The sequence below is a fragment of the Paenibacillus pasadenensis genome, from assembly GCF_023715725.1.
Classification (GTDB): Bacteria; Bacillota; Bacilli; order Paenibacillales; family Paenibacillaceae; genus Paenibacillus_O; species Paenibacillus_O pasadenensis_A.
On the sequence record NZ_JAMBOT010000017.1, the window covers coordinates 14,171 to 34,359 of the forward strand.

The 20,189-nt window shown below is 52.0% G+C and carries 24 protein-coding genes; all 24 read right to left on the minus strand.

Features of this window, described 5'->3' with window-relative positions; all coding sequences use genetic code 11:
* Nucleotides 1–12 precede the first annotated feature (12 nt).
* Entirely contained in the window at nt 13–555 is a 543-nt protein-coding gene (gene rplF, locus M3223_RS22445) for a 50S ribosomal protein L6 (RefSeq protein ID WP_251565820.1), read from the minus strand.
* A 31-nt stretch (nt 556–586) separates the two neighbouring features.
* Nucleotides 587–985 (minus strand): 30S ribosomal protein S8, encoded by a 399-nt coding sequence (gene rpsH, locus M3223_RS22450; RefSeq protein WP_251565823.1) that lies wholly within the window; start codon nt 983–985, stop codon nt 587–589.
* A 32-nt stretch (nt 986–1,017) separates the two neighbouring features.
* Complete coding sequence (locus M3223_RS22455) at nt 1,018–1,203, minus strand: type Z 30S ribosomal protein S14 (protein WP_006037933.1); 186 nt, start codon at nt 1,201–1,203, stop codon at nt 1,018–1,020.
* Nucleotides 1,204–1,230: 27 nt separating this feature from the next.
* On the minus strand, nt 1,231–1,773 hold the full coding sequence (gene rplE, locus M3223_RS22460) for a 50S ribosomal protein L5 (protein WP_251565825.1): 543 nt from the start codon (nt 1,771–1,773) through the stop codon (nt 1,231–1,233).
* Between the two features lie 31 nt (nt 1,774–1,804).
* On the minus strand, nt 1,805–2,158 hold the full coding sequence (rplX, locus tag M3223_RS22465) for a 50S ribosomal protein L24 (RefSeq protein ID WP_251565827.1): 354 nt from the start codon (nt 2,156–2,158) through the stop codon (nt 1,805–1,807).
* 45 nt (nt 2,159–2,203) lie between these two features.
* The gene (gene rplN, locus M3223_RS22470) at nt 2,204–2,572 is read right to left on the minus strand and encodes a 50S ribosomal protein L14 (protein WP_251565829.1); all 369 of its coding nucleotides are present in this window, start codon (nt 2,570–2,572) and stop codon (nt 2,204–2,206) included.
* A 38-nt stretch (nt 2,573–2,610) separates the two neighbouring features.
* Entirely contained in the window at nt 2,611–2,874 is a 264-nt protein-coding gene (gene rpsQ / locus M3223_RS22475) for a 30S ribosomal protein S17 (protein WP_028598205.1), read from the minus strand.
* A gap of 47 nt (nt 2,875–2,921) precedes the next feature.
* Entirely contained in the window at nt 2,922–3,122 is a 201-nt protein-coding gene (gene rpmC / locus M3223_RS22480; RefSeq protein ID WP_028598204.1) for a 50S ribosomal protein L29, read from the minus strand.
* Nucleotides 3,112–3,546 (minus strand): 50S ribosomal protein L16, encoded by a 435-nt coding sequence (rplP, locus tag M3223_RS22485; RefSeq protein ID WP_251565831.1) that lies wholly within the window; start codon nt 3,544–3,546, stop codon nt 3,112–3,114. Before rplP ends, rpmC begins: the two co-directional genes overlap by 11 nt.
* A 2-nt stretch (nt 3,547–3,548) precedes the next feature.
* Entirely contained in the window at nt 3,549–4,214 is a 666-nt protein-coding gene (gene rpsC, locus M3223_RS22490) for a 30S ribosomal protein S3 (protein WP_251565833.1), read from the minus strand.
* A 13-nt stretch (nt 4,215–4,227) separates the two neighbouring features.
* Nucleotides 4,228–4,563, minus strand: a complete 336-nt coding sequence (rplV, locus tag M3223_RS22495) for a 50S ribosomal protein L22 (RefSeq protein ID WP_251565835.1) — start codon at nt 4,561–4,563, stop codon at nt 4,228–4,230.
* Nucleotides 4,564–4,608: 45 nt separating this feature from the next.
* Entirely contained in the window at nt 4,609–4,887 is a 279-nt protein-coding gene (gene rpsS / locus M3223_RS22500; protein ID WP_021878327.1) for a 30S ribosomal protein S19, read from the minus strand.
* Nucleotides 4,888–4,959: 72 nt separating this feature from the next.
* The gene (rplB, locus tag M3223_RS22505; protein WP_251565837.1) at nt 4,960–5,790 is read right to left on the minus strand and encodes a 50S ribosomal protein L2; all 831 of its coding nucleotides are present in this window, start codon (nt 5,788–5,790) and stop codon (nt 4,960–4,962) included.
* 26 nt (nt 5,791–5,816) lie between these two features.
* Nucleotides 5,817–6,107, minus strand: coding sequence for a 50S ribosomal protein L23 (gene rplW, locus M3223_RS22510; protein WP_251565839.1), 291 nt, complete (start codon nt 6,105–6,107; stop codon nt 5,817–5,819).
* Nucleotides 6,107–6,730, minus strand: coding sequence for a 50S ribosomal protein L4 (gene rplD / locus M3223_RS22515; RefSeq protein ID WP_251565841.1), 624 nt, complete (start codon nt 6,728–6,730; stop codon nt 6,107–6,109). The genes rplW and rplD overlap by 1 nt, the downstream gene beginning before the upstream one ends.
* A 29-nt stretch (nt 6,731–6,759) precedes the next feature.
* Nucleotides 6,760–7,383 (minus strand): 50S ribosomal protein L3, encoded by a 624-nt coding sequence (gene rplC, locus M3223_RS22520; RefSeq protein ID WP_251565843.1) that lies wholly within the window; start codon nt 7,381–7,383, stop codon nt 6,760–6,762.
* A 46-nt stretch (nt 7,384–7,429) separates the two neighbouring features.
* Nucleotides 7,430–7,738: a 30S ribosomal protein S10 gene (gene rpsJ / locus M3223_RS22525; RefSeq protein WP_017692074.1), complete on the minus strand. Its 309-nt coding sequence runs from the start codon at nt 7,736–7,738 to the stop codon at nt 7,430–7,432.
* 297 nt (nt 7,739–8,035) lie between these two features.
* Nucleotides 8,036–9,226, minus strand: a complete 1,191-nt coding sequence (gene tuf / locus M3223_RS22530; protein WP_251565845.1) for an elongation factor Tu — start codon at nt 9,224–9,226, stop codon at nt 8,036–8,038.
* Nucleotides 9,227–9,333: 107 nt separating this feature from the next.
* On the minus strand, nt 9,334–11,409 hold the full coding sequence (fusA, locus tag M3223_RS22535) for an elongation factor G (RefSeq protein ID WP_251565847.1): 2,076 nt from the start codon (nt 11,407–11,409) through the stop codon (nt 9,334–9,336).
* A 38-nt stretch (nt 11,410–11,447) separates the two neighbouring features.
* Entirely contained in the window at nt 11,448–11,918 is a 471-nt protein-coding gene (rpsG, locus tag M3223_RS22540; RefSeq protein ID WP_251565850.1) for a 30S ribosomal protein S7, read from the minus strand.
* A 51-nt stretch (nt 11,919–11,969) separates the two neighbouring features.
* Nucleotides 11,970–12,389 carry a 30S ribosomal protein S12 gene (gene rpsL / locus M3223_RS22545; RefSeq protein ID WP_028598193.1) on the minus strand — a complete coding sequence of 140 codons (420 nt, stop codon included), beginning with the start codon at nt 12,387–12,389 and terminating at the stop codon, nt 11,970–11,972.
* Between the two features lie 159 nt (nt 12,390–12,548).
* Nucleotides 12,549–12,779, minus strand: coding sequence for a ribosomal L7Ae/L30e/S12e/Gadd45 family protein (locus tag M3223_RS22550; protein WP_251565852.1), 231 nt, complete (start codon nt 12,777–12,779; stop codon nt 12,549–12,551).
* Between the two features lie 208 nt (nt 12,780–12,987).
* Nucleotides 12,988–16,611 carry a DNA-directed RNA polymerase subunit beta' gene (rpoC, locus tag M3223_RS22555; protein WP_285891417.1) on the minus strand — a complete coding sequence of 1,208 codons (3,624 nt, stop codon included), beginning with the start codon at nt 16,609–16,611 and terminating at the stop codon, nt 12,988–12,990.
* Between the two features lie 29 nt (nt 16,612–16,640).
* Nucleotides 16,641–20,186, minus strand: coding sequence for a DNA-directed RNA polymerase subunit beta (rpoB, locus tag M3223_RS22560; RefSeq protein ID WP_251565855.1), 3,546 nt, complete (start codon nt 20,184–20,186; stop codon nt 16,641–16,643).
* Between the last annotated feature and the right edge of the window lie 3 nt (nt 20,187–20,189).

Sequence of the window (20,189 nt, forward strand, 5' to 3'; positions counted from 1 at the left end):
ATGAAGTCATGCTTATTTTTTCTTACCGGCTTTGCCTTCCTTGCGGATAATGCGTTCGCCTTCGTACTTGATACCTTTGCCTTTGTAAGGCTCAGGCTCACGTACAGAGCGAATTTTGGCAGCCGTTGCGCCGACAAGCTCTTTATCGATACCGCGAACGGTGATCTTGTTGTTGCCGACAACTTCGAACTCGATGCCTAGTGCAGGCACGATTTCAACGGGGTGAGAGTATCCGACGTTCAGAACTACTTTCTCACCTTGTTTGCTTGCGCGGTAGCCTACGCCAACCAGCTCAAGGTTTTTGGAGAAGCCATCCGTTACACCGCTAACCATGTTCGCGATGATGCTGCGCGTGGTTCCGTGCAGGGAGCGGTGCAGCTTGTTGTCGGAAGGACGTTCCACGAGGATCGTGCCTTCTTCCAGGCTAACCTTAATATCTTTATGGACCGGACGGCTAAGGGAACCTTTCGGTCCTTTTACCGTGATCACCGTATCGTCCAGGGAGACGTTCACTCCGCTAGGGACAGTAATGGGTTTGCGACCAATACGGGACATTGTTGCACCTCCTATCGTTGTAGCTTTTTAATTACCAGACGTAGCAGACGACTTCGCCGCCGGCTTTGCCTTGACGTGCTTCTTTATCGGTCATAACTCCCTTGGACGTGGAGATAATCGCAATTCCGAGTCCGCCGAGAACGCGTGGGATCTCAGTGGATTTCGTGTAAACGCGAAGACCAGGCTTACTGATACGTTTCAGGCCGGTGATAACGCGCTCGTTGCTGGAACCGTATTTCAGGAAAATACGGATCATACCTTGTTTGTTGTCCTCGATATATTCAGCGTCACGAATAAAGCCCTCGCGCTTCAGAATATCAGCGATTTGCTTCTTGATTTTCGAAGCGGGCATTTCAACGGTTTCATGACGGACAAGATTCGCATTGCGGATACGGGTAAGCATATCAGCGATCGGATCAGACATAACCATTCTTGTGTACCTCCTTCCCGAGCTAAAACGGATTACCAGCTGGCTTTTTTAACACCAGGGATCTGGCCTTTGTATGCTAATTCACGGAAACAAATCCGGCAAACTTTAAACTTTTGCAGAACCGAGTGAGGACGTCCACAGCGCTCGCAGCGTGTGTAGGCACGTACTTTGAACTTCGGCGTGCGTTGTTGCTTAACTTTCATCGAAGTTTTTGCCACTTTGGTATTACACCTCCTGATTGGCGATTACTTCGCGAACGGCATTCCCAGTTGGGTCAGCAGCTCACGGGATTCTTCGTCCGATTTCGCCGTCGTTACGATAACGACGTCCATACCGCGGACTTTATCGACTTTGTCGTATTCGATCTCCGGGAAGATCAGCTGCTCTTTAAGACCAAGGGTATAGTTGCCGCGACCGTCGAAAGCTTTGGTCGACACACCGCGGAAGTCACGTACGCGCGGCAGGGCAGTGTTGAACAGCTTGTCGAGGAAGTAGTACATGCGGTCACCGCGCAGTGTAACTTTAACCCCGATCGGCATGTTTTCACGAAGCTTGAAGCCTGCGATGGACTTCTTAGCGCGTGTAACAACCGGTTTTTGACCGGAGATAAGGCGAAGATCTTCAACTGCTGTATCAAGCACTTTGGAGTTGGCTACTGCTTCGCCTACACCCATGTTGATAACAACTTTTTCGATCTTTGGCACTTGCATCACGGTCGAATAGTTAAACTTCTGCATCAGAGCAGGAGTAATATCATTCAGGAAACGCTCTTTCATTCTTGCTGCCATGGTAAAGGGTCCTCCTTTCCGTCAAAAATAATTAGTCGATAACCTCGCCGGAGCGCTTAGCAACGCGGACTTTCTTGCCGTTATCAAGCACTTTGTATCCGATGCGGGTTACTTTTCCGCTCTTAGGGTCAACGTGCATCACGTTGGAAACGTGGATCGGAGCTTCCTGCTCGATGATGCCGCCCTGAGGGTTCGCTTGGGAAGGACGCGAATGCTTCTTCACCATGTTTACACCTTCGATCAGAACGCGGTTTTCACGAGGATAAGCTGCGATGACGCGACCTTTTTTGCCTTTATCTTTGCCCGTGATGACGATAACGGTATCGTCCTTTTTCACGTGCAGCTTGTTGTTATGGGATTCCAGAACTTTTTTAACCTTTGGCATGTGTTACACCTCCTGCTCCTTAACTTCACGCCGCTAGAGGCGTTATTAGATAACTTCCGGTGCAAGCGATACGATCTTCATGAAGTCTTTCTCACGAAGTTCGCGGGCAACTGGTCCGAAGATACGGGTACCGCGAGGGGATTTGTCTTCCTTCACGATAACAGCTGCATTTTCGTCGAATGCGATGTAGGAACCGTCCTTACGGCGAACCGTACGCTTCGTGCGAACGATAACCGCTTTGACTACATCGCCTTTTTTGACAACGCCACCGGGTGTTGCTTGTTTGACCGAGCACACGATCAGATCGCCGATGTGTCCTACACGACGTCCCGTACCACCCAGTACGCGGATACACATCAGTTCTTTTGCGCCAGAGTTGTCAGCAACCGACAGGCGTGTAAAAGGTTGAATCATTGAAATGTCCTCCTTTCAAACTTGATGGTCGAATCGTATTAGAGGATTACAGCTTCTTCTACGACTTGAACCAGTCTCCAGCGCTTGTCTTTCGACAGCGGACGAGTTTCCATGATTTTAACCGTATCACCGATTTTCGCAGTGTTGTTTTCATCATGGGCTTTGAATTTCTTCGTGTATTTGATGCGTTTATGGTACAGATCATGTTTTTTGTAGGTTTCTACAGCCACCACGATCGTTTTATCCATTTTGTCGCTAACCACTTTACCAATCTGAACTTTGCGATTGTTGCGTTCGCTCATGTTCTTCCTCCTTCCTCAGGCTGGGCGTGTATAAGCACGCGGCTGAATTAGCTGCTGATTCCCAGTTCTCTTTGGCGCAGTACCGTTTTGGCACGTGCGATTTCTTTCCGAACAGCGCTGATGCGAGTCGGGTTATCCAGTTGGCCAGTAGCCAGTTGGAAGCGGAGGTTGAACAGCTCTTCTTTAAAGCCGGCAACCTTTTGGTTCAGCTCATCAGTGGTCAGGTTGCGGAATTCACTAGCTTTCATTTGCTTCACCACCCACTTCTTCGCGTTTCACAAACTTCGTTTTTACCGGAAGCTTGTGGGCCGCAAGGCGCATTGCTTCGCGAGCAACTTCCTCAGGAACGCCGGCAAGCTCAAACATGACTTTGCCAGGTTTCACAACGGAAACCCATTTTTCTACGTTACCTTTACCGCTACCCATCCGTACCTCAAGAGGCTTTTGGGTAATTGGCTTGGAAGGGAAAATCTTGATCCATACTTTACCGCCACGTTTGATGTAGCGGGTCATGGCGATACGAGCGGACTCGATTTGACGGTTCGTCACCCAGCCCGGCTCAGTCGCTTGCAGACCGAATTCACCGAAGTGAACTTCCGTTCCGCCTTTTGCGCGACCTTTCATGTGTCCGCGCTGTTCTTTGCGGTGCTTGACGCGTTTAGGTACCAACATGATTAGTTGCCTCCTTCCTGGACGGCTGCTTTCTTTTTAGCAGGAAGGATTTCACCGCGGTAGATCCATACTTTTACGCCGATGCGGCCGTAAGTCGTATGAGCTTCAGCTGTGCCGTAGTCGATGTCGGCGCGCAGCGTATGAAGCGGAACGGTGCCTTCGCTGTATCCTTCTTGACGTGCAATCTCAGCGCCGCCCAGACGGCCGCTAACCGAGGTTTTGATTCCTTTTGCGCCTGCGCGCATGGAACGTTGCAGAGCTTGTTTCATTGCGCGGCGGAACGAAGTCCGGCGCTCAAGCTGTTGTGCGATGCTTTCAGCAACGAGAGTTGCGTCCAGATCAGCTTGTTTGATTTCAGAAATGTTGATGTGAACCTTTTTGCCGTTCGTAATGCGAGTAAGCTCGCTACGCAGGTTCTCAACTTCGGAACCGCCCTTACCGATGACCATACCCGGCTTAGCCGTGTAGATCGTTACGTTCACGCGGTTAGCCGCGCGCTCGATCTCGATGCGGGATACAGCAGCGTCTTTCAGTTTTCCTTTAAGGAACTCGCGAACTCGTACGTCTTCCATCAGAAGATCGCCGAAGTCTTTACCCGCGTACCATTTGGATTCCCAATCCCGGATGACTCCGATACGGAGACCCACCGGATTTACCTTTTGACCCACTCGTTATCCCTCCTTATTTTTCGGATACGACCAGCGTAATGTGGCTGGTGCGCTTGTTGATGCGACTTGCGCGACCCATAGCGCGAGGCATGAACCGTTTCATCGTCGGACCTTGGTTAACAAATACCTGGGAGACGACCAGATTGTTAACGTCCATCTGATAGTTATGCTCAGCGTTAGCGATTGCGGAGTTCAGCAGCTTTTCAACGATCGGGGATGCAGCGCGCGGAGTGTGGCGCAGAATTGCGATCGCTTCGCCTACTTGCTTACCGCGGATCAGGTCAACTACGAGTTGAGCCTTACGAGGCGCAATGCGAACTTGATTAAGATGTGCTCTTGCTTCTGCCATGACAGGTACCTCCTCTCAAACAGCTTGGTTATGGAAAGGCAGCTATTAACGTCTGCCCGTTTTTTTGTCGTCGTCGTGACCTTTGTAGGTACGAGTCGGTGCAAATTCGCCGAACTTGTGTCCGACCATATCTTCCGTTACATACACCGGTACGTGTTTGCGGCCGTCATAAACAGCCAGCGTGTGTCCGATGAATTGTGGGAAGATCGTGGAACGGCGGGACCAGGTTTTGATCACCGTTTTTTTGTTCGCAGCATTCAGTTCTTCAACTTTTTTCAGAAGGTACCCATCGATGAAAGGACCTTTTTTCAAACTACGACCCATGATCTAGTTCCTCCCTTCCTCGAGACGTTAGCGTGACGCATGCGACGTCACGCACAGTCGCTCAAGCGGTTATTATTTCGTGCGGCGACGAATAATATATTGGCTCGATGCTTTCTTCTTCTTGCGCGTTTTGGCACCAAGGGTTGGTTTGCCCCAAGGAGACATAGGCGATTTGCGTCCGATTGGAGCGCGGCCTTCACCACCACCGTGTGGGTGATCGTTAGGGTTCATTACTACGCCGCGAACTTCAGGACGTTTGCCCAACCAACGGGAACGGCCGGCTTTACCGATTTTCACGAGTTCGTGATCTTCGTTGCCAACAGAACCGATTGTAGCACGGCAAGTTTTCAGAATGCGACGAACTTCACCGGAAGTCAAGCGGATAACCGCATATGCATCCTCTTTACCGAGGAGCTGAGCTTCCGTACCGGCAGCGCGAACAAGTTGTCCACCTTTGCCAGGCTTCAGTTCGATGTTGTGGATAAGCGTACCTACTGGAATGTTCTCCAGTGGAAGCGAGTTACCCACTTTGATGTCAGCGGAAGGACCGGAAACGATCGTGTCGCCGACTTTCAGACCTTTTGGCGCGATGATGTAGCGCTTCTCGCCATCCACATAGTGGATAAGTGCGATGTTCGAGGTGCGGTTCGGATCGTATTCGATCGTCGCCACGCGGCCTGCGATGCCATCTTTGGTACGTTTGAAGTCGATGATACGATACTTACGTTTATGTCCGCCGCCGTGGTGACGAACCGTAATTTTACCCTGGTTGTTGCGGCCAGCTTTTTTGAAAAGCGGCGCCAGGAGCGATTTCTCCGGTACGTTCGTTGTGATCTCTTCAAATGTCGAGACCGACATGCCGCGACGGGCCGGGGAAGTCGGTTTGTACTTCTTGATTGGCACTTTGTTTCCCTCCTTGTCTTGTCAGATTAGACCGACTCGAAGAATTCCAGCTCTTTGCTGTCTTCGCTCAGTTGAACGAAGGCTTTCTTCCACTCGGACGTATAACCGGAATGACGGCCATAACGTTTAGGCTTAGCCGGCACGCGAAGCGTGTTCACGTTGCTAACTTTAACGTTGAAAATCTGCTCAACTGCAGATTTGATCTCGGTTTTGTTCGCACGGATATCTACTTCGAACACATAACGTTTTGCAGCCATGAGTTCAGTGGATTGTTCCGTGATAACCGGGCGCTTGATAATATCGCGTGGATCCTTCATTACGCAAGCACCTCCTGTACTTTCTCGACCGCATCCTTGGTGATGATGAGTTGGTCGTGCGACAGCACATCCAGAACATTGATGCCATCAGCTGCGACGAACTTAACTCCAGGGATGTTACGGGCGGACAGAGCCACGTTGTTCTCGTATTCAGCCGTTACGATAAGCGCTTTGCGGCCTACTTTGAGGTTGTTCAGAACGGCTTTGAATTCTTTCGTCTTCGGAGCAGCGAAGTTCAGTTGATCCAGAACGATCAGCTCGCTAGCGATGACTTTGGAAGACAGTGCCGAACGAATCGCCAGACGGCGAACTTTCTTAGGCAGCTTGAAGCTGTAGCTGCGCGGAGTCGGTCCGAATACGGTACCACCGCCAACCCATTGCGGGGAGCGAATGGAGCCTTGACGAGCACGGCCGGTGCCTTTTTGTTTCCAAGGCTTACGTCCGCCGCCACGTACTTCGGAGCGTCCTTTCGTTTTGTGCGTGCCAGCGCGTTCAGCTGCTTGTTGCAGCAAAACTGCGCTATGCAGGACATGAGAGTTAGGCTCGATACCGAAGACATGCTCGGAGAGCTCGATGTCGCCGACTTGGGAGCCGCTCACATTGAAGATAGCTACTTTAGGCATAGCTTGTTCCTCCTTTCTTCAGGCGGTGCTTATTTCTTCACCGTTTGTTTGATTTTTACGAAGCTGTTTTTAGGACCCGGAATGGAGCCTTTAACCAGCAGGACATTGCGCTCTGCGTCAACGCGTACGACTTCAAGCTTTTGAATCGTAATCGTTTCGTGGCCCATATGGCCTGGCAGGCGTTTGCCTTTAGGAACGCGGTTAGCTTGGATGGAACCCATCGAACCAGGTCCGCGGTGGTAGCGGGAACCGTGCGCCATTGGTCCGCGGCTTTGTCCCCAGCGTTTGATAACGCCTTGGAAGCCTTTACCTTTGGATACGCCCGTTACGTCAACAAATTCGCCTTCCGTGAATACGTCGACCTTAATCTCTTGGCCAACTTCATATTCGCCCAGGTTAATGCCGCGAATTTCACGAATGTAGCGCTTAGGAGCCGAGTTGGCTTTTTTAGCGTGGCCGATCGCAGGTTTAGTCGCTCTTTTCTCCTTTTTGTCGGAGTAACCGAGCTGAACTGCTTCGTATCCATCGTTTTCTTGGTCTTTCTTTTGCAGAACTACGCAAGGACCAGCTTCGATAACCGTGACTGGCACGACGTTCCCGTCAGCTGTAAAGACTTGCGTCATTCCGATCTTTTTGCCTAAGATACCCTTCATGTTGACACCTCTTTTCGTTCTCACTTAGCTTGCGCTTGTGGATAACTTACAGTTTGATTTCGATATCGACACCGGACGGCAGGTCCAGACGCATCAACGCATCAACCGTTTGTGGAGTCGGGTTCACAATATCGATCAGACGCTTATGCGTACGTTGCTCGAATTGCTCGCGCGAATCCTTGTACTTGTGTACTGCACGGAGAATGGTGATGATTTGCTTTTCCGTCGGAAGCGGAATCGGTCCAGAAACACCTGCTCCGGAACGTTTTGCGGTTTCCACGATTTTCTCTGCAGACTGGTCAAGAATGCGGTGATCGTATGCTTTCAAGCGAATACGAATCTTTTGCTTTGCCATATAAGTCCCTCCTTCTATCGCCCAATTTAGTATCGGACATACTCCGCGAGAACTCCTCACACACACTCCATGGCAAAGGAGCCGGGTGTGTCAGCAACCTCCCGCATCATCGCAACGTCACAGACCAACAGACAATAGTTTATCATGTTGAAAAGCCTAATGCAACAAGTAATTGGGCTTTAGACAAAAAGCTGCCTCACCAGTTCAAATGCATCCATTTATATAGAAGAAACACAATTAAAAAGCTCCCGCCGAAGCGGGAGCTTTTGCGATTCCGCAGCTATTGCTGCAGATTGCTTATTTTTGAATCGTTGCTACGGCGCCAGCGCCTACCGTACGGCCGCCTTCGCGGATCGAGAAGCGAGTTCCTTCTTCGATAGCGATTGGAGCGATCAGCTCAACGGTAACCGTGATGTTGTCGCCAGGCATAACCATTTCCGTACCTTCTGGCAGGTTGATGATGCCAGTTACGTCAGTTGTACGGAAGTAGAATTGTGGACGGTAGCCTGTGAAGAAAGGCTTGTGACGGCCACCCTCTTCTTTAGTCAGGACGTAGATTTGAGCCGTGAAGTTCGTGTGTGGTTTAACGGAACCTGGCTTAGCCAGAACTTGTCCACGCTCGATGTCTTTACGGTCAACGCCACGAAGCAGTGCGCCGATGTTGTCGCCCGCTTGAGCGGAGTCCATCAGTTTACGGAACATTTCTACGCCCGTAACGATGGATTTGCGGGATTCTTCCGCCAGACCGATGATTTCGATCTCGTCGGATACTTTAACTACACCGCGCTCGATACGGCCAGTAGCAACCGTACCACGGCCCGTGATCGTGAACACGTCCTCGACTGGCATCAGGAAAGGCTTAGCCGTGTCGCGCTCAGGAGTAGGGATGTAAGTGTCGATTTGCTCAAACAGCTCAACGATTTTCTCAGCCCAAGGACCTTCTGGGTTTTGGAGAGCTTCACGAGCAGCGCCACGGATGATTGGAGTGTCATCGCCTGGGAAGTCGTACTCGCTCAGCAGGTCGCGAACTTCCATCTCAACCAGCTCGAGGAGCTCTTCGTCTTCAACCATGTCGCATTTGTTCAGAAATACGACGATGTAAGGAACGCCTACTTGACGGGAGAGCAGGATGTGCTCGCGCGTTTGCGGCATTGGGCCGTCAGCTGCGGATACAACCAGGATCGCGCCGTCCATTTGAGCTGCGCCGGTGATCATGTTTTTAACATAGTCGGCGTGGCCTGGGCAGTCAACGTGTGCGTAGTGACGGTTAGGAGTCTCGTACTCAACGTGTGCAGTCGAGATCGTGATACCGCGCTCGCGCTCTTCTGGAGCTTTGTCGATTTGGTCAAATGCGATAGCAGCGCCACCGTATTTTTTGGAAAGAACTGTTGTGATGGCAGCCGTCAGCGTCGTTTTGCCATGGTCAACGTGACCGATTGTGCCAATGTTAACGTGCGGTTTATTACGTTCAAATTTAGCCTTTGCCATTGAACTTAATCCTCCTTAAGGTCAGGAAATTAGTATGTTAGGTGACAGGCAGACAAGATTTGCTAGAAGCAAACAGATAAGCCTGTCACAGCGAACCTATAACGAGATTACTCCGATTTGCTCTTGGAAACAATCTCTTCTTGAATCGATTTTGGAACTTCTTCGTAATGGGAGAGTTCCATGGAGAACACACCGCGTCCTTGGGTACCGGAACGCAGAGTCGTGGAATATCCGAACATCTCGGCAAGAGGCACCTTAGCACGGATAATTTGAGCGCCACCGCGCGTATCCATACCTTCGATGCGACCGCGGCGGGAGTTCAGCATGCCCATAACGTCGCCCATGTACTCTTCTGGAACGGTAACTTCGACTTTCATGATTGGCTCAAGGATGACAGGTTTACACTTGTCTTTAGCAGCCTTGAGGGCCATGGAACCTGCAATTTTGAACGCCATCTCCGAGGAGTCGACGTCATGGTAGGAACCGTCGAAGATTGTTGCTTTAATGTCAACCAGCGGGAAGCCGGCAAGGACACCGTTTTTCATGGATTCTTCGATACCAGCTTGAACCGGACCGATGTATTCACGAGGAACGACACCGCCGACGATTTTGTTTTCGAAAACAAAACCGGCGCCTGGCTCTTGTGGTGCGAATTCGACCCATACGTGACCGTATTGACCGCGTCCGCCGGATTGGCGAACAAATTTGCCTTCAACCTTAGCCGCTTGACGGAACGTCTCACGGTAAGCTACTTGAGGCTTGCCGACATTAGTCTCAACTTTGAATTCGCGGAGCATACGGTCAACAAGGATTTCAAGGTGAAGCTCACCCATACCTGCGATGATCGTTTGGCCCGTTTCTTCGTCCGTATGAGCACGGAAGGTCGGATCCTCTTCAGAAAGCTTTTGCAGGGCGATGCCCATTTTGTCTTGGTCAGCCTTGGTCTTAGGCTCTACCGCAAGCTGGATAACCGGCTCAGGGAAGTTCATCGACTCAAGGATTACCGGATTTTTCTCATCGCACAGCGTATCGCCGGTCGTCGTATCTTTCAGGCCTACGGCAGCGGCGATATCGCCTGCGTATACCTGGCTGATTTCTTGACGGCTGTTAGCGTGCATTTGAAGAATACGTCCGATACGCTCGCGTTTGCCCTTCGTTGCGTTTACTACGTAAGAACCGGAGTTCAGTACGCCGGAGTAAACACGGAAGAACGTCAGCTTACCTACGAACGGATCCGTCATGATTTTGAATGCAAGTGCCGCGAACGGCTCTTCGTCGGAAGACAGGCGAGTCGTCTCCGTACCGTCTTCAAGGGTTCCCTTGATGGAAGGTACGTCGATCGGAGCTGGCAGGTAGTCAACAACAGCATCCAACATCATTTGTACACCTTTGTTGCGGTACGAGGAGCCAGCGATTACTGGGAAGATCTTCACTTCTACAACGCCCTTACGGAGCGCCGCTTTCAGTTCTGGAATGGTAATTTCTTCGCCTTCCAGATACTTCATCATGAGTTCTTCGTCCAGCTCAGCCACTTTCTCAACCAGTTCTGCGCGAAGCTCTTCGACTTGGTCGGCCAGCTCTGCAGGAACTTCGACTTGCTCAGGCTCTTTGCCGAGGTCGTCTTTGTATTTGTAGGCAACGCGCTCAACCAGGTCAACTACGCCGATGAAATCATTCTCGGCGCCAATTGGCAGCTGGATCGCTACAGCATTGGCTTGCAGGCGCTCGCGCATGTCTTTAACGACATTGAGGAAGTCTGCGCCAATGATGTCCATTTTGTTGATATAGGCGATACGCGGTACGCCGTAACGGTCAGCTTGACGCCATACCGTCTCGGATTGAGGCTCGACGCCTTCTTTCGCACTGAATACGCCAACTGCCCCGTCCAATACGCGCAGGGAACGTTCTACTTCAACGGTGAAGTCAACGTGTCCCGGGGTGTCGATAATATTGATGCGGTTGCCCTTCCACTGAGCAGTCGTTGCGGCAGACGTAATCGTGATGCCGCGCTCTTGCTCCTGTTCCATCCAGTCCATCGTTGCGGCGCCTTCATGCACCTCACCGATTTTGTGGGTACGGCCTGTATAGAACAGAATCCGTTCCGTGGTCGTGGTTTTACCGGCATCAATATGCGCCATAATCCCGATGTTACGCGTATTTGCCAAGGAGAACTCTCTTGCCATTGGAATGTCTCCTTTCAAGTTGGTACTGCTTTAGAATTCTACCAGCGGTAGTGAGCAAACGCTTTGTTCGCTTCTGCCATTTTGTGCGTGTCTTCACGTTTTTTAACGGAAGCACCCGTGTTGTTGGAAGCGTCAAGAATTTCAGCAGCCAGACGCTCTTCCATCGTTTTCTCACCGCGGTTACGCGAGTAGTTAACGAGCCAACGGAGACCAAGCGCAGTACGGCGCTCAGGTTTAACTTCGATTGGAACCTGGTAGTTGGAGCCGCCTACACGGCGAGCTTTTACTTCCAGTACAGGCATGATGTTCTTCAGGGCTGCTTCGAACACTTCCATAGGATCTTTACCGGAACGTTCTTGAATCAGTTTGAAGGCATCATACAGCAGCGTTTGAGCAACACCGCGTTTGCCGTCGATCATAATGCGGTTGATCAGACGCGTAACGAGCTTGCTGTTATACACCGGATCTGGCAAAACGTCGCGTTTTGTTACAGGACCTTTGCGTGGCATTGGAGCAAGTCCCCCTTTCCCTCAGTTTATCGTATTTGATTAAAACCAATCTTATTTCTTCACTTTAGGACGTTTCGCACCGTATTTGGAGCGAGCTTGTTTACGGTTGTTTACACCAGCCGTATCCAAAGCGCCGCGAACGATATGATAGCGAACACCTGGAAGGTCTTTTACACGTCCGCCGCGGATCAGCACGACGCTGTGCTCCTGGAGGTTGTGTCCGATACCCGGAATGTAAGCTGTTACCTCTACTTTGTTCGTCAGACGAACACGAGCATACTTACGAAGCGCGGAGTTCGGTTTTTTCGGAGTCATCGTACCTACACGGGTGCAAACACCACGTTTTTGAGGAGCGCTGATTTCCGTCGCCTCACGTTTCAGGGCGTTGAAACCCCGTTGCAGTGCTGGCGATTTGGACTTGACCACTTTAGCTTGACGGCCTTTGCGGACCAGTTGGTTGATAGTTGGCATGTCGGTTGCCACCCCCTTCCCATAATTCATGAAACGCTGAACTGCAATCTGCTCATTATTTTAAGCCCACAGGTCCAGGCGGTTCATCTTTGGACAAACAAAAGTTTTTGCCAGTCGCATGGAGAGCATTTCACAACCCTGCCGGCAAAAACATCGTTCCTACTTTTCATCACTCACGACCGCAGCCATCGCAGCGCCAACGTCAATCCCGCATTCTTTGCCGAGATCCGCCATGCTGTCGAACCATTTGATCGGTATGCTCTCCTTCTCACTGAGCGCGACAATGCCGCGAATCAGCTTGGAATCAGCATCCCGGGCCACATACACCTGAATCGCTTGACGCGATTCAACGGATTTGGTCGTTTGCTTTGTGCCAATCTTGTAAGCCATGGGATTCACCATCCTTATAAAAGCATAAGAATCCACTCACAGGCACACTTCGATATAGTAGCACTAGTTGATTGGGCATGTCAAGAAGACTTGTCCATTCTTTTTGTGCCATACAAAAGATCTTCGCAGCAACGGCAGCTGCCGGTTTGACCGGTCAGCTGCCGCTGGGAAGACCTTGCCGAGATTGCTCCTGGCAAGATTCATAACATTAAGACTCTACCGCAACGGATTCGCTTGTTTCGGATTCCGTTACTTCGACTTCGTCTTCCTGGCCGACAAAACGGATGCTGCGGTAACGGTTCATGCCCGTACCAGCCGGAATCAGCTTGCCGATAATGACATTCTCCTTGAGTCCGAGCAGCTGGTCGACCTTGCCCTTGATGGCGGCGTCGGTAAGAACGCGGGTCGTCTCCTGGAAGGAAGCTGCGGAGAGGAAGGAGTCCGTCTCCAGGGATGCTTTGGTAATACCGAGCAGTACCGGCTTGGCGACTGCCGGCTCGCGGCCGGACAGAAGAACCTCGCGGTTGGCTGCCTCATATTCATGGACATCAACGAAGGCGCCCGGCAGAAGCTTCGTATCTCCGGCATCAACGATGCGGATTTTGCGAAGCATTTGCTTGATCATAACTTCGACGTGTTTGTCGTTAATTTCTACGCCCTGGTTACGGTATACGCGCTGTACTTCCTGCAGGATATAGTTCTGAACCCCGCGGATGCCCTTAATGCGCAGCATATCCTTCGGATCGATAGAGCCGTCTGTCAGCTCATCGCCCGCTTCCAGCTGCTGACCTTCCACAACGCGGATCCGGGAACCGTAGCTGACCGGATACACTTTGGACTCGGCTTCGCCTTGAACCTCGATTTCGCGGCGATCCTTCGTCTCACGGATGCTCTTCACGACGCCGTCGAGCTCGGTGATGATCGCTTGGCCTTTCGGATTCCGGGCCTCGAAAAGCTCCTGGATACGCGGAAGACCTTGCGTGATGTCATCGCCGGCAACGCCGCCGGTATGGAACGTACGCATCGTGAGCTGGGTTCCCGGCTCGCCGATCGATTGAGCGGCGATAATGCCGACAGCTTCGCCGATCTCGACATGTTTGCCGGTTGCCAGGTTGCGGCCGTAGCAGACTTTGCAGACGCCGTGACGCGCGCGGCAGCTCAGGACGGAGCGAATCTGCAGCTTTTCAATTCCAGCGTCAACGATCGCGTCAGCTCTTGTCGTATCGATAAGCTCGTTGCGGCCTACGATGACTTCGCCGGTTTGCGGATGGCGAAGCGTCTCGAAGGAGTAACGGCCTTCAATACGGTCGAACAGGTCCTCGATAACTTCTTTACCGTCCTGGATTTTCGAAACGGTAATGCCTTTGTCCGTACCGCAGTCGTCTTCGCGAACGATAACGTCCTGCGCGACGTCGACGAGACGGCGGGTCAGGTAACCGGAGTCGGCGGTCCGAAGGGCCGTATCGGCGAGACCTTTACGGGCACCGTGCGTCGAGATGTAGTACTCGAGGACGGTAAGGCCTTCGCGGAAGTTGGACTTGATCGGGAGCTCGATAATCCGGCCGGACGGATTCGCCATCAGACCCCGCATACCGCCCAGCTGGGTGATCTGCGATTTGTTACCCCGTGCTTTGGAATCGACCATGAGCATGATGGAGTTGTAACGATCCATCGATTTCATGAGGATTTCCGTAATCTGATCCTTCGTTTTACTCCAGATCTCAATGACGCGATCGTAGCGCTCCTCGTTCGTAATCAGACCGCGACGGTACTGATTCGTAACGATTTTGACCTTCTCGTCGGATTCTTTGAGAATCTCGACTTTTTCCGGCGGAACGATGACGTCGGAGACGGCAACGGTAATACCCGCACGGGTGGAGTAGGTGAAACCAAGCTCTTTGATCTTGTCGAGAATGACGGAAGTGCGCGTTGTATGGTACAAACGGAAACATTCGGCAATGAGCAGGCCAAGGTATTCCTTGCCCACAGCGCCCATTTGCGAAACATTGTCCATAAATGCCTTCAGATCCGCGCCTTTTTCGTACACGAAATATTTATCCGGCGTGCCGTCCATCAGATTCGTCTTTGTAGGCTCATTGATGTACGGGAACGAGCTCGGGAAGATTTCGTTGAAAATAACTTTGCCGACCGTCGTCGAAATGAGCGAGCGGTTCTGCTCTTCCGTAAACGCGTCTTTCTTCAGCACCTTCGCCGGAATGAAAATCCGTGCGTGCAGCGAAACGATTCCGCGCTGATAAGCGGAAATAGCTTCGTTGACAGAGCCGAATACCGAACCGGAACCAAGAGCTTCCTTGTTATCCATCGTCAGATAGAAGGATCCAAGGACCATATCCTGGGACGGAGTAACAACCGGCTTGCCGTCTTTCGGGTTCAAGATGTTGCCGGCAGCCAGCATAAGCAGGCGGGCTTCAGCTTGAGCTTCTGCGGACAGCGGAACGTGAACGGCCATCTGGTCACCGTCGAAGTCGGCGTTATAAGCGGTACAAACGAGCGGATGCAGCTTGATCGCTTTGCCTTCAACGAGAATCGGCTCGAAAGCCTGGATGCCGAGACGGTGAAGCGTAGGGGCGCGGTTCAGCAGAACCGGATGCTCCTTAATTACTTCTTCAAGCACGTCCCATACTTCTGCGCTTACGCGTTCAACTTTGCGCTTAGCGCTTTTGATGTTGTGCGCAAGGCCTTTATTAACAAGCTCTTTCATTACAAACGGTTTGAAAAGCTCAAGCGCCATTTCCTTCGGAAGTCCGCATTGGTACATCTTCAGGTTCGGGCCGACGACGATAACGGAACGTCCGGAATAGTCGACGCGTTTGCCGAGCAAGTTTTGACGGAAGCGGCCCTGTTTACCTTTCAGCATATGGCTGAGGGATTTCAGAGGACGGTTGCCGGGACCGGTAACCGGACGGCCGCGGCGGCCGTTATCGATCAGGGCGTCAACGGCTTCCTGCAGCATCCGCTTCTCGTTCTGTACGATAATGTCAGGAGCGCCAAGATCAAGCAGACGTTTAAGACGGTTGTTCCGGTTAATGACACGGCGGTACAGATCGTTAAGGTCAGACGTTGCAAAACGTCCGCCGTCGAGCTGTACCATCGGGCGAAGCTCCGGAGGAATAACCGGCAGCACATCAAGAATCATCCAGTCGGGCTTGTTGCCGGAATGACGGAATGCCTCAATAACTTCAAGGCGCTTGATGGCACGGTTGCGGCGTTGGCCTTGGGCCGTACGCAGCTCTTCCTTCAGCTGATCGAGCTCGCGCTCAACATCGATGTCCTGAAGCAGTTTTTTGACTGCTTCAGCACCCATGCCAGCTTGGAAGCCGTAGCCATACTTTTCGCGGTAGCTGCGGTATTCCTTCTCTGAGAGAAGCTGTTTTTTCTCAAGCGGCGTATCACCAGGATCAGTGACAACGTAGCTCGCGAAATAAATGATTTCTTCAAGGGAGCGCGGCGACATATCAAGCGCCAGTCCCATCCGGCTCGGAATGCCTTTGAAGTACCAAATGTGGGATACCGGAGCGGCAAGCTCGATATGGCCCATCCGCTCGCGGCGCACTTTGGCGCGGGTAACTTCAACGCCGCAACGGTCACATACAACGCCTTTATAACGAACGCGTTTGTATTTGCCGCAATGACATTCCCAGTCCTTGGTCGGGCCAAAAATCTTCTCGCAGAAGAGCCCTTCCTTCTCCGGTTTTAACGTCCTATAGTTAATGGTCTCTGGCTTCTTGACTTCTCCGCGGGACCAAGAGCGAATCTTTTCCGGCGATGCAAGGCCAATCTTCATGTACTCGAAGTTGTTCACGTCCAACAAGGAGCAACCCTCCTTAGTTCAAGTATGGCTTATTCAACGCCTGCTTCGGCGCCTTCCAGGTTGAGGTTCAGCTTGTCGCCTGTGCCTTCGTCCTCGTCGTCGATTTCTTTCATTTCGATCTCGTCTTCGTTCTCGTTCAGGATTTTGACGTCCATGCCGAGAGACTGCAGCTCCTTGATCAAAACCTTGAACGATTCCGGAACACCAGGCTCCGGCACGTTCTCGCCCTTCACGATCGATTCGTACGTTTTCACCCGACCAACAACGTCATCGGACTTAACCGTAAGAATTTCTTGCAGGGTATACGCCGCGCCGTAGGCTTCAAGCGCCCATACCTCCATCTCCCCGAAACGCTGGCCGCCGAACTGCGCTTTACCGCCGAGAGGCTGCTGCGTGACAAGAGAGTAAGGACCCGTGGAACGGGCATGGATTTTGTCGTCGACCATGTGCGCCAGCTTAATCATGTACATGACGCCGACCGTTACTTCGCGCTCAAAGCGCTCGCCGGTACGTCCGTCGTACAGAACCGTTTTGCCGTTACGCTGCATGCCGGCTTCTTCCATTGTGTCAAATACGTCATACTCGCGCGCTCCGTCGAATACCGGCGTAGCGGCATGAATGCCGAGGCGTTTACACGCCAAGCCAAGGTGGACTTCAAGCACCTGTCCGATGTTCATCCGGGATGGTACGCCCAGCGGGTTAAGAACGACCTCAACTGGCGTGCCGTCCGGCATGAAAGGCATATCTTCTTCTGGCAAAATGCGCGCGATGACACCTTTATTACCGTGGCGTCCGGCCATTTTGTCGCCTTCAGAGATTTTACGCTTCTGAGCGATGTACACGCGCACCAGCTGATTCACGCCTGGAGGCAGCTCATCGCCGTTCTCGCGGGTGAATACTTTAACGTCTACGACGATGCCGTCGGTTCCGTGAGGAACGCGCAGGCTCGTGTCACGAACTTCACGAGCTTTCTCACCGAAGATCGCATGCAGCAGGCGCTCTTCCGCCGTCAGCTCCGTTACGCCTTTAGGCGTTACTTTGCCGACGAGAATATCACCAGCGCTAATTTCAGCGCCGACGCGAATGATGCCGCGCTCGTCGAGGTTTTTGAGAGCCTCTTCCCCGACGTTCGGGATGTCGCGCGTAATTTCTTCTGGTCCAAGCTTCGTGTCACGGGCTTCGGACTCATATTCTTCAATGTGGATGGACGTATAAACGTCTTCCTTCACGAGCTTTTCGCTCAGCAGGATCGCATCCTCATAGTTGTAGCCTTCCCAGGTCATGAACGCGACGACAACGTTGCGTCCAAGCGCCAATTCGCCTTGCTCCGTGGACGGGCCGTCCGCCAGAATATCGCCTTTTTTGACGATATCGCCTTTACGGGCGATAGGACGCTGATTGATGCACGTGCCTTGGTTAGAACGGGTAAACTTGTGCAGCTTGTGCTTCACAAGATCGCCAGTTACCTGTTTGCCATCAACCGTTTCCACACGGCGCAGCCAAATTTCATTGGCCGAAGCGCGTTCGATAACGCCGTCATGCTTCGCTACGATGCAGACGCCGGAATCTTTGGCGGATTTGTGCTCCATGCCGGTGCCCACAAGCGGAGCTTTCGGAATAAGGAGCGGAACGGCTTGCCGCTGCATGTTGGAACCCATAAGCGCACGGTTGGAGTCATCGTTCTCAAGGAACGGAATGAGCGCCGTCGCAACGGATACAACCTGTTTTGGCGAAACGTCCATATAATCGACGCGTTCCGTTGGCATCGTCAGGATGTTATCCGCCTGTTTGTTGTAACGGACGACAACCTGATCGTCAACGAAGTGATTGTCTTCGGTCAGCAGCGCGTTTGCCTGAGCGATAACGTAGTTATCTTCCTCGTCAGCCGTCAAATACGCAATTTGCGTTGTGACAACAGCCGTCTTCGGATCTACCCAACGATATGGAGCTTCGATGAAGCCATACTCGTTGATGCGGGCAAAACTCGACAAGGAGTTGATCAAACCGATATTCGGTCCCTCCGGCGTCTCGATTGGACACATCCGGCCATAGTGGGAATGATGGACGTCGCGGACTTCCATGCCGGCGCGCTCACGCGTCAGACCGCCCGGTCCGAGCGCGGACAGACGGCGTTTATGCGTCAGCTCAGCAAGCGGGTTCGTCTGGTCCATGAACTGCGACAGCTGGGAAGATCCGAAGAACTCTTTAATCGATGCGATAACGGGACGAATATTGATCAGCGCTTGAGGCGTGATTGCGTTTGCGTCCTGAATCGACATCCGCTCGCGCACGACGCGCTCCATACGGGAGAGGCCAATGCGGAACTGGTTCTGAAGCAGCTCGCCCACGGAACGAAGACGACGGTTGCCGAGATGGTCGATGTCGTCCGTGCTTCCTACGCCATGCAGCAGGTTGATGAAATAGTTAATCGACGAGATAATGTCCGCAGGCGTGATGTGCTTGACGGATTTATCGATAACGTCGTTAGAAATCACTTTGATGATTTTTCCATCTTCGTTCGGCGCGAATACGCTGATCGTTTGGAGAGGGATACTATTTGCATCCATGACTCCACCGGCCACTTGATGAATTTTGCTGTTCAGCTTGTCTTCAAGCTGCGGAAGCAGCTCATCCAGCAAGCGGCGGTCGATCATTTGGCCGGCTTCAGCCAGAATCTCGCCCGTGGTCGTGTCCACAAGCGTCTCTGCAAGGCGCTGATTGAAAAGACGGTTTTTAATATGAAGCTTTTTATTAATTTTGTACCGGCCGACGTTGGCCAGATCATAACGTTTAGGGTCAAAGAAACGCGCAACGAGCAAACTTTTCGCATTGTCCAAAGTTGGCGGCTCGCCCGGACGAAGACGCTCATAGATCTCGATCAGAGCTTTATCCGTCGAGTCCGTGTTGTCTTTGTCCAGCGTATTTTTGATATACTCGTCCTGTCCGAGCAAGTCCAAAATTTCCGCATCGGTACCGAATCCAAGGGCACGAAGAAGCACCGTTACCGGGATTTTCCGGGTACGGTCGATACGGACATAAATAATGTCCTTTGCGTCGGTTTCCAGCTCCAGCCAGGCTCCGCGGTTCGGAATAACCGTCGCCGTGTAGGTACGCTTGCCGTTTTTGTCGACCTTCGTGCTGAAATACACGCTGGGTGAGCGTACCAATTGGCTGACGATAACACGTTCCGCACCATTAATAATAAAAGTGCCCGTATCCGTCATCAGCGGGAAATCGCCCATGAACACTTCCTGTTCCTTAACCTCGCCTGTTTCCTTGTTAAGAAGCCTTACCTTAACGCGGAGCGGCGCGGCATACGTAACGTCGCGTTCTTTAGACTCATCGACCGAATACTTCGGCTCTCCGAGACTGTAATCGATGAATTCCAACGAAAGATTTCCCGTGAAGTCCTGAATCGGCGAAATGTCCTGGAACAATTCCAGAAGATCGCTGTCCAAAAACTTCTCGTACGACTTTTGTTGGATTTCAATCAAGTTCGGAACCTCGAGCACTTCGTTGATCCGGTTATAGCTCCTACGCGTGCGTCGACCATACTGAACAAGTTGTCCTGCCAACTT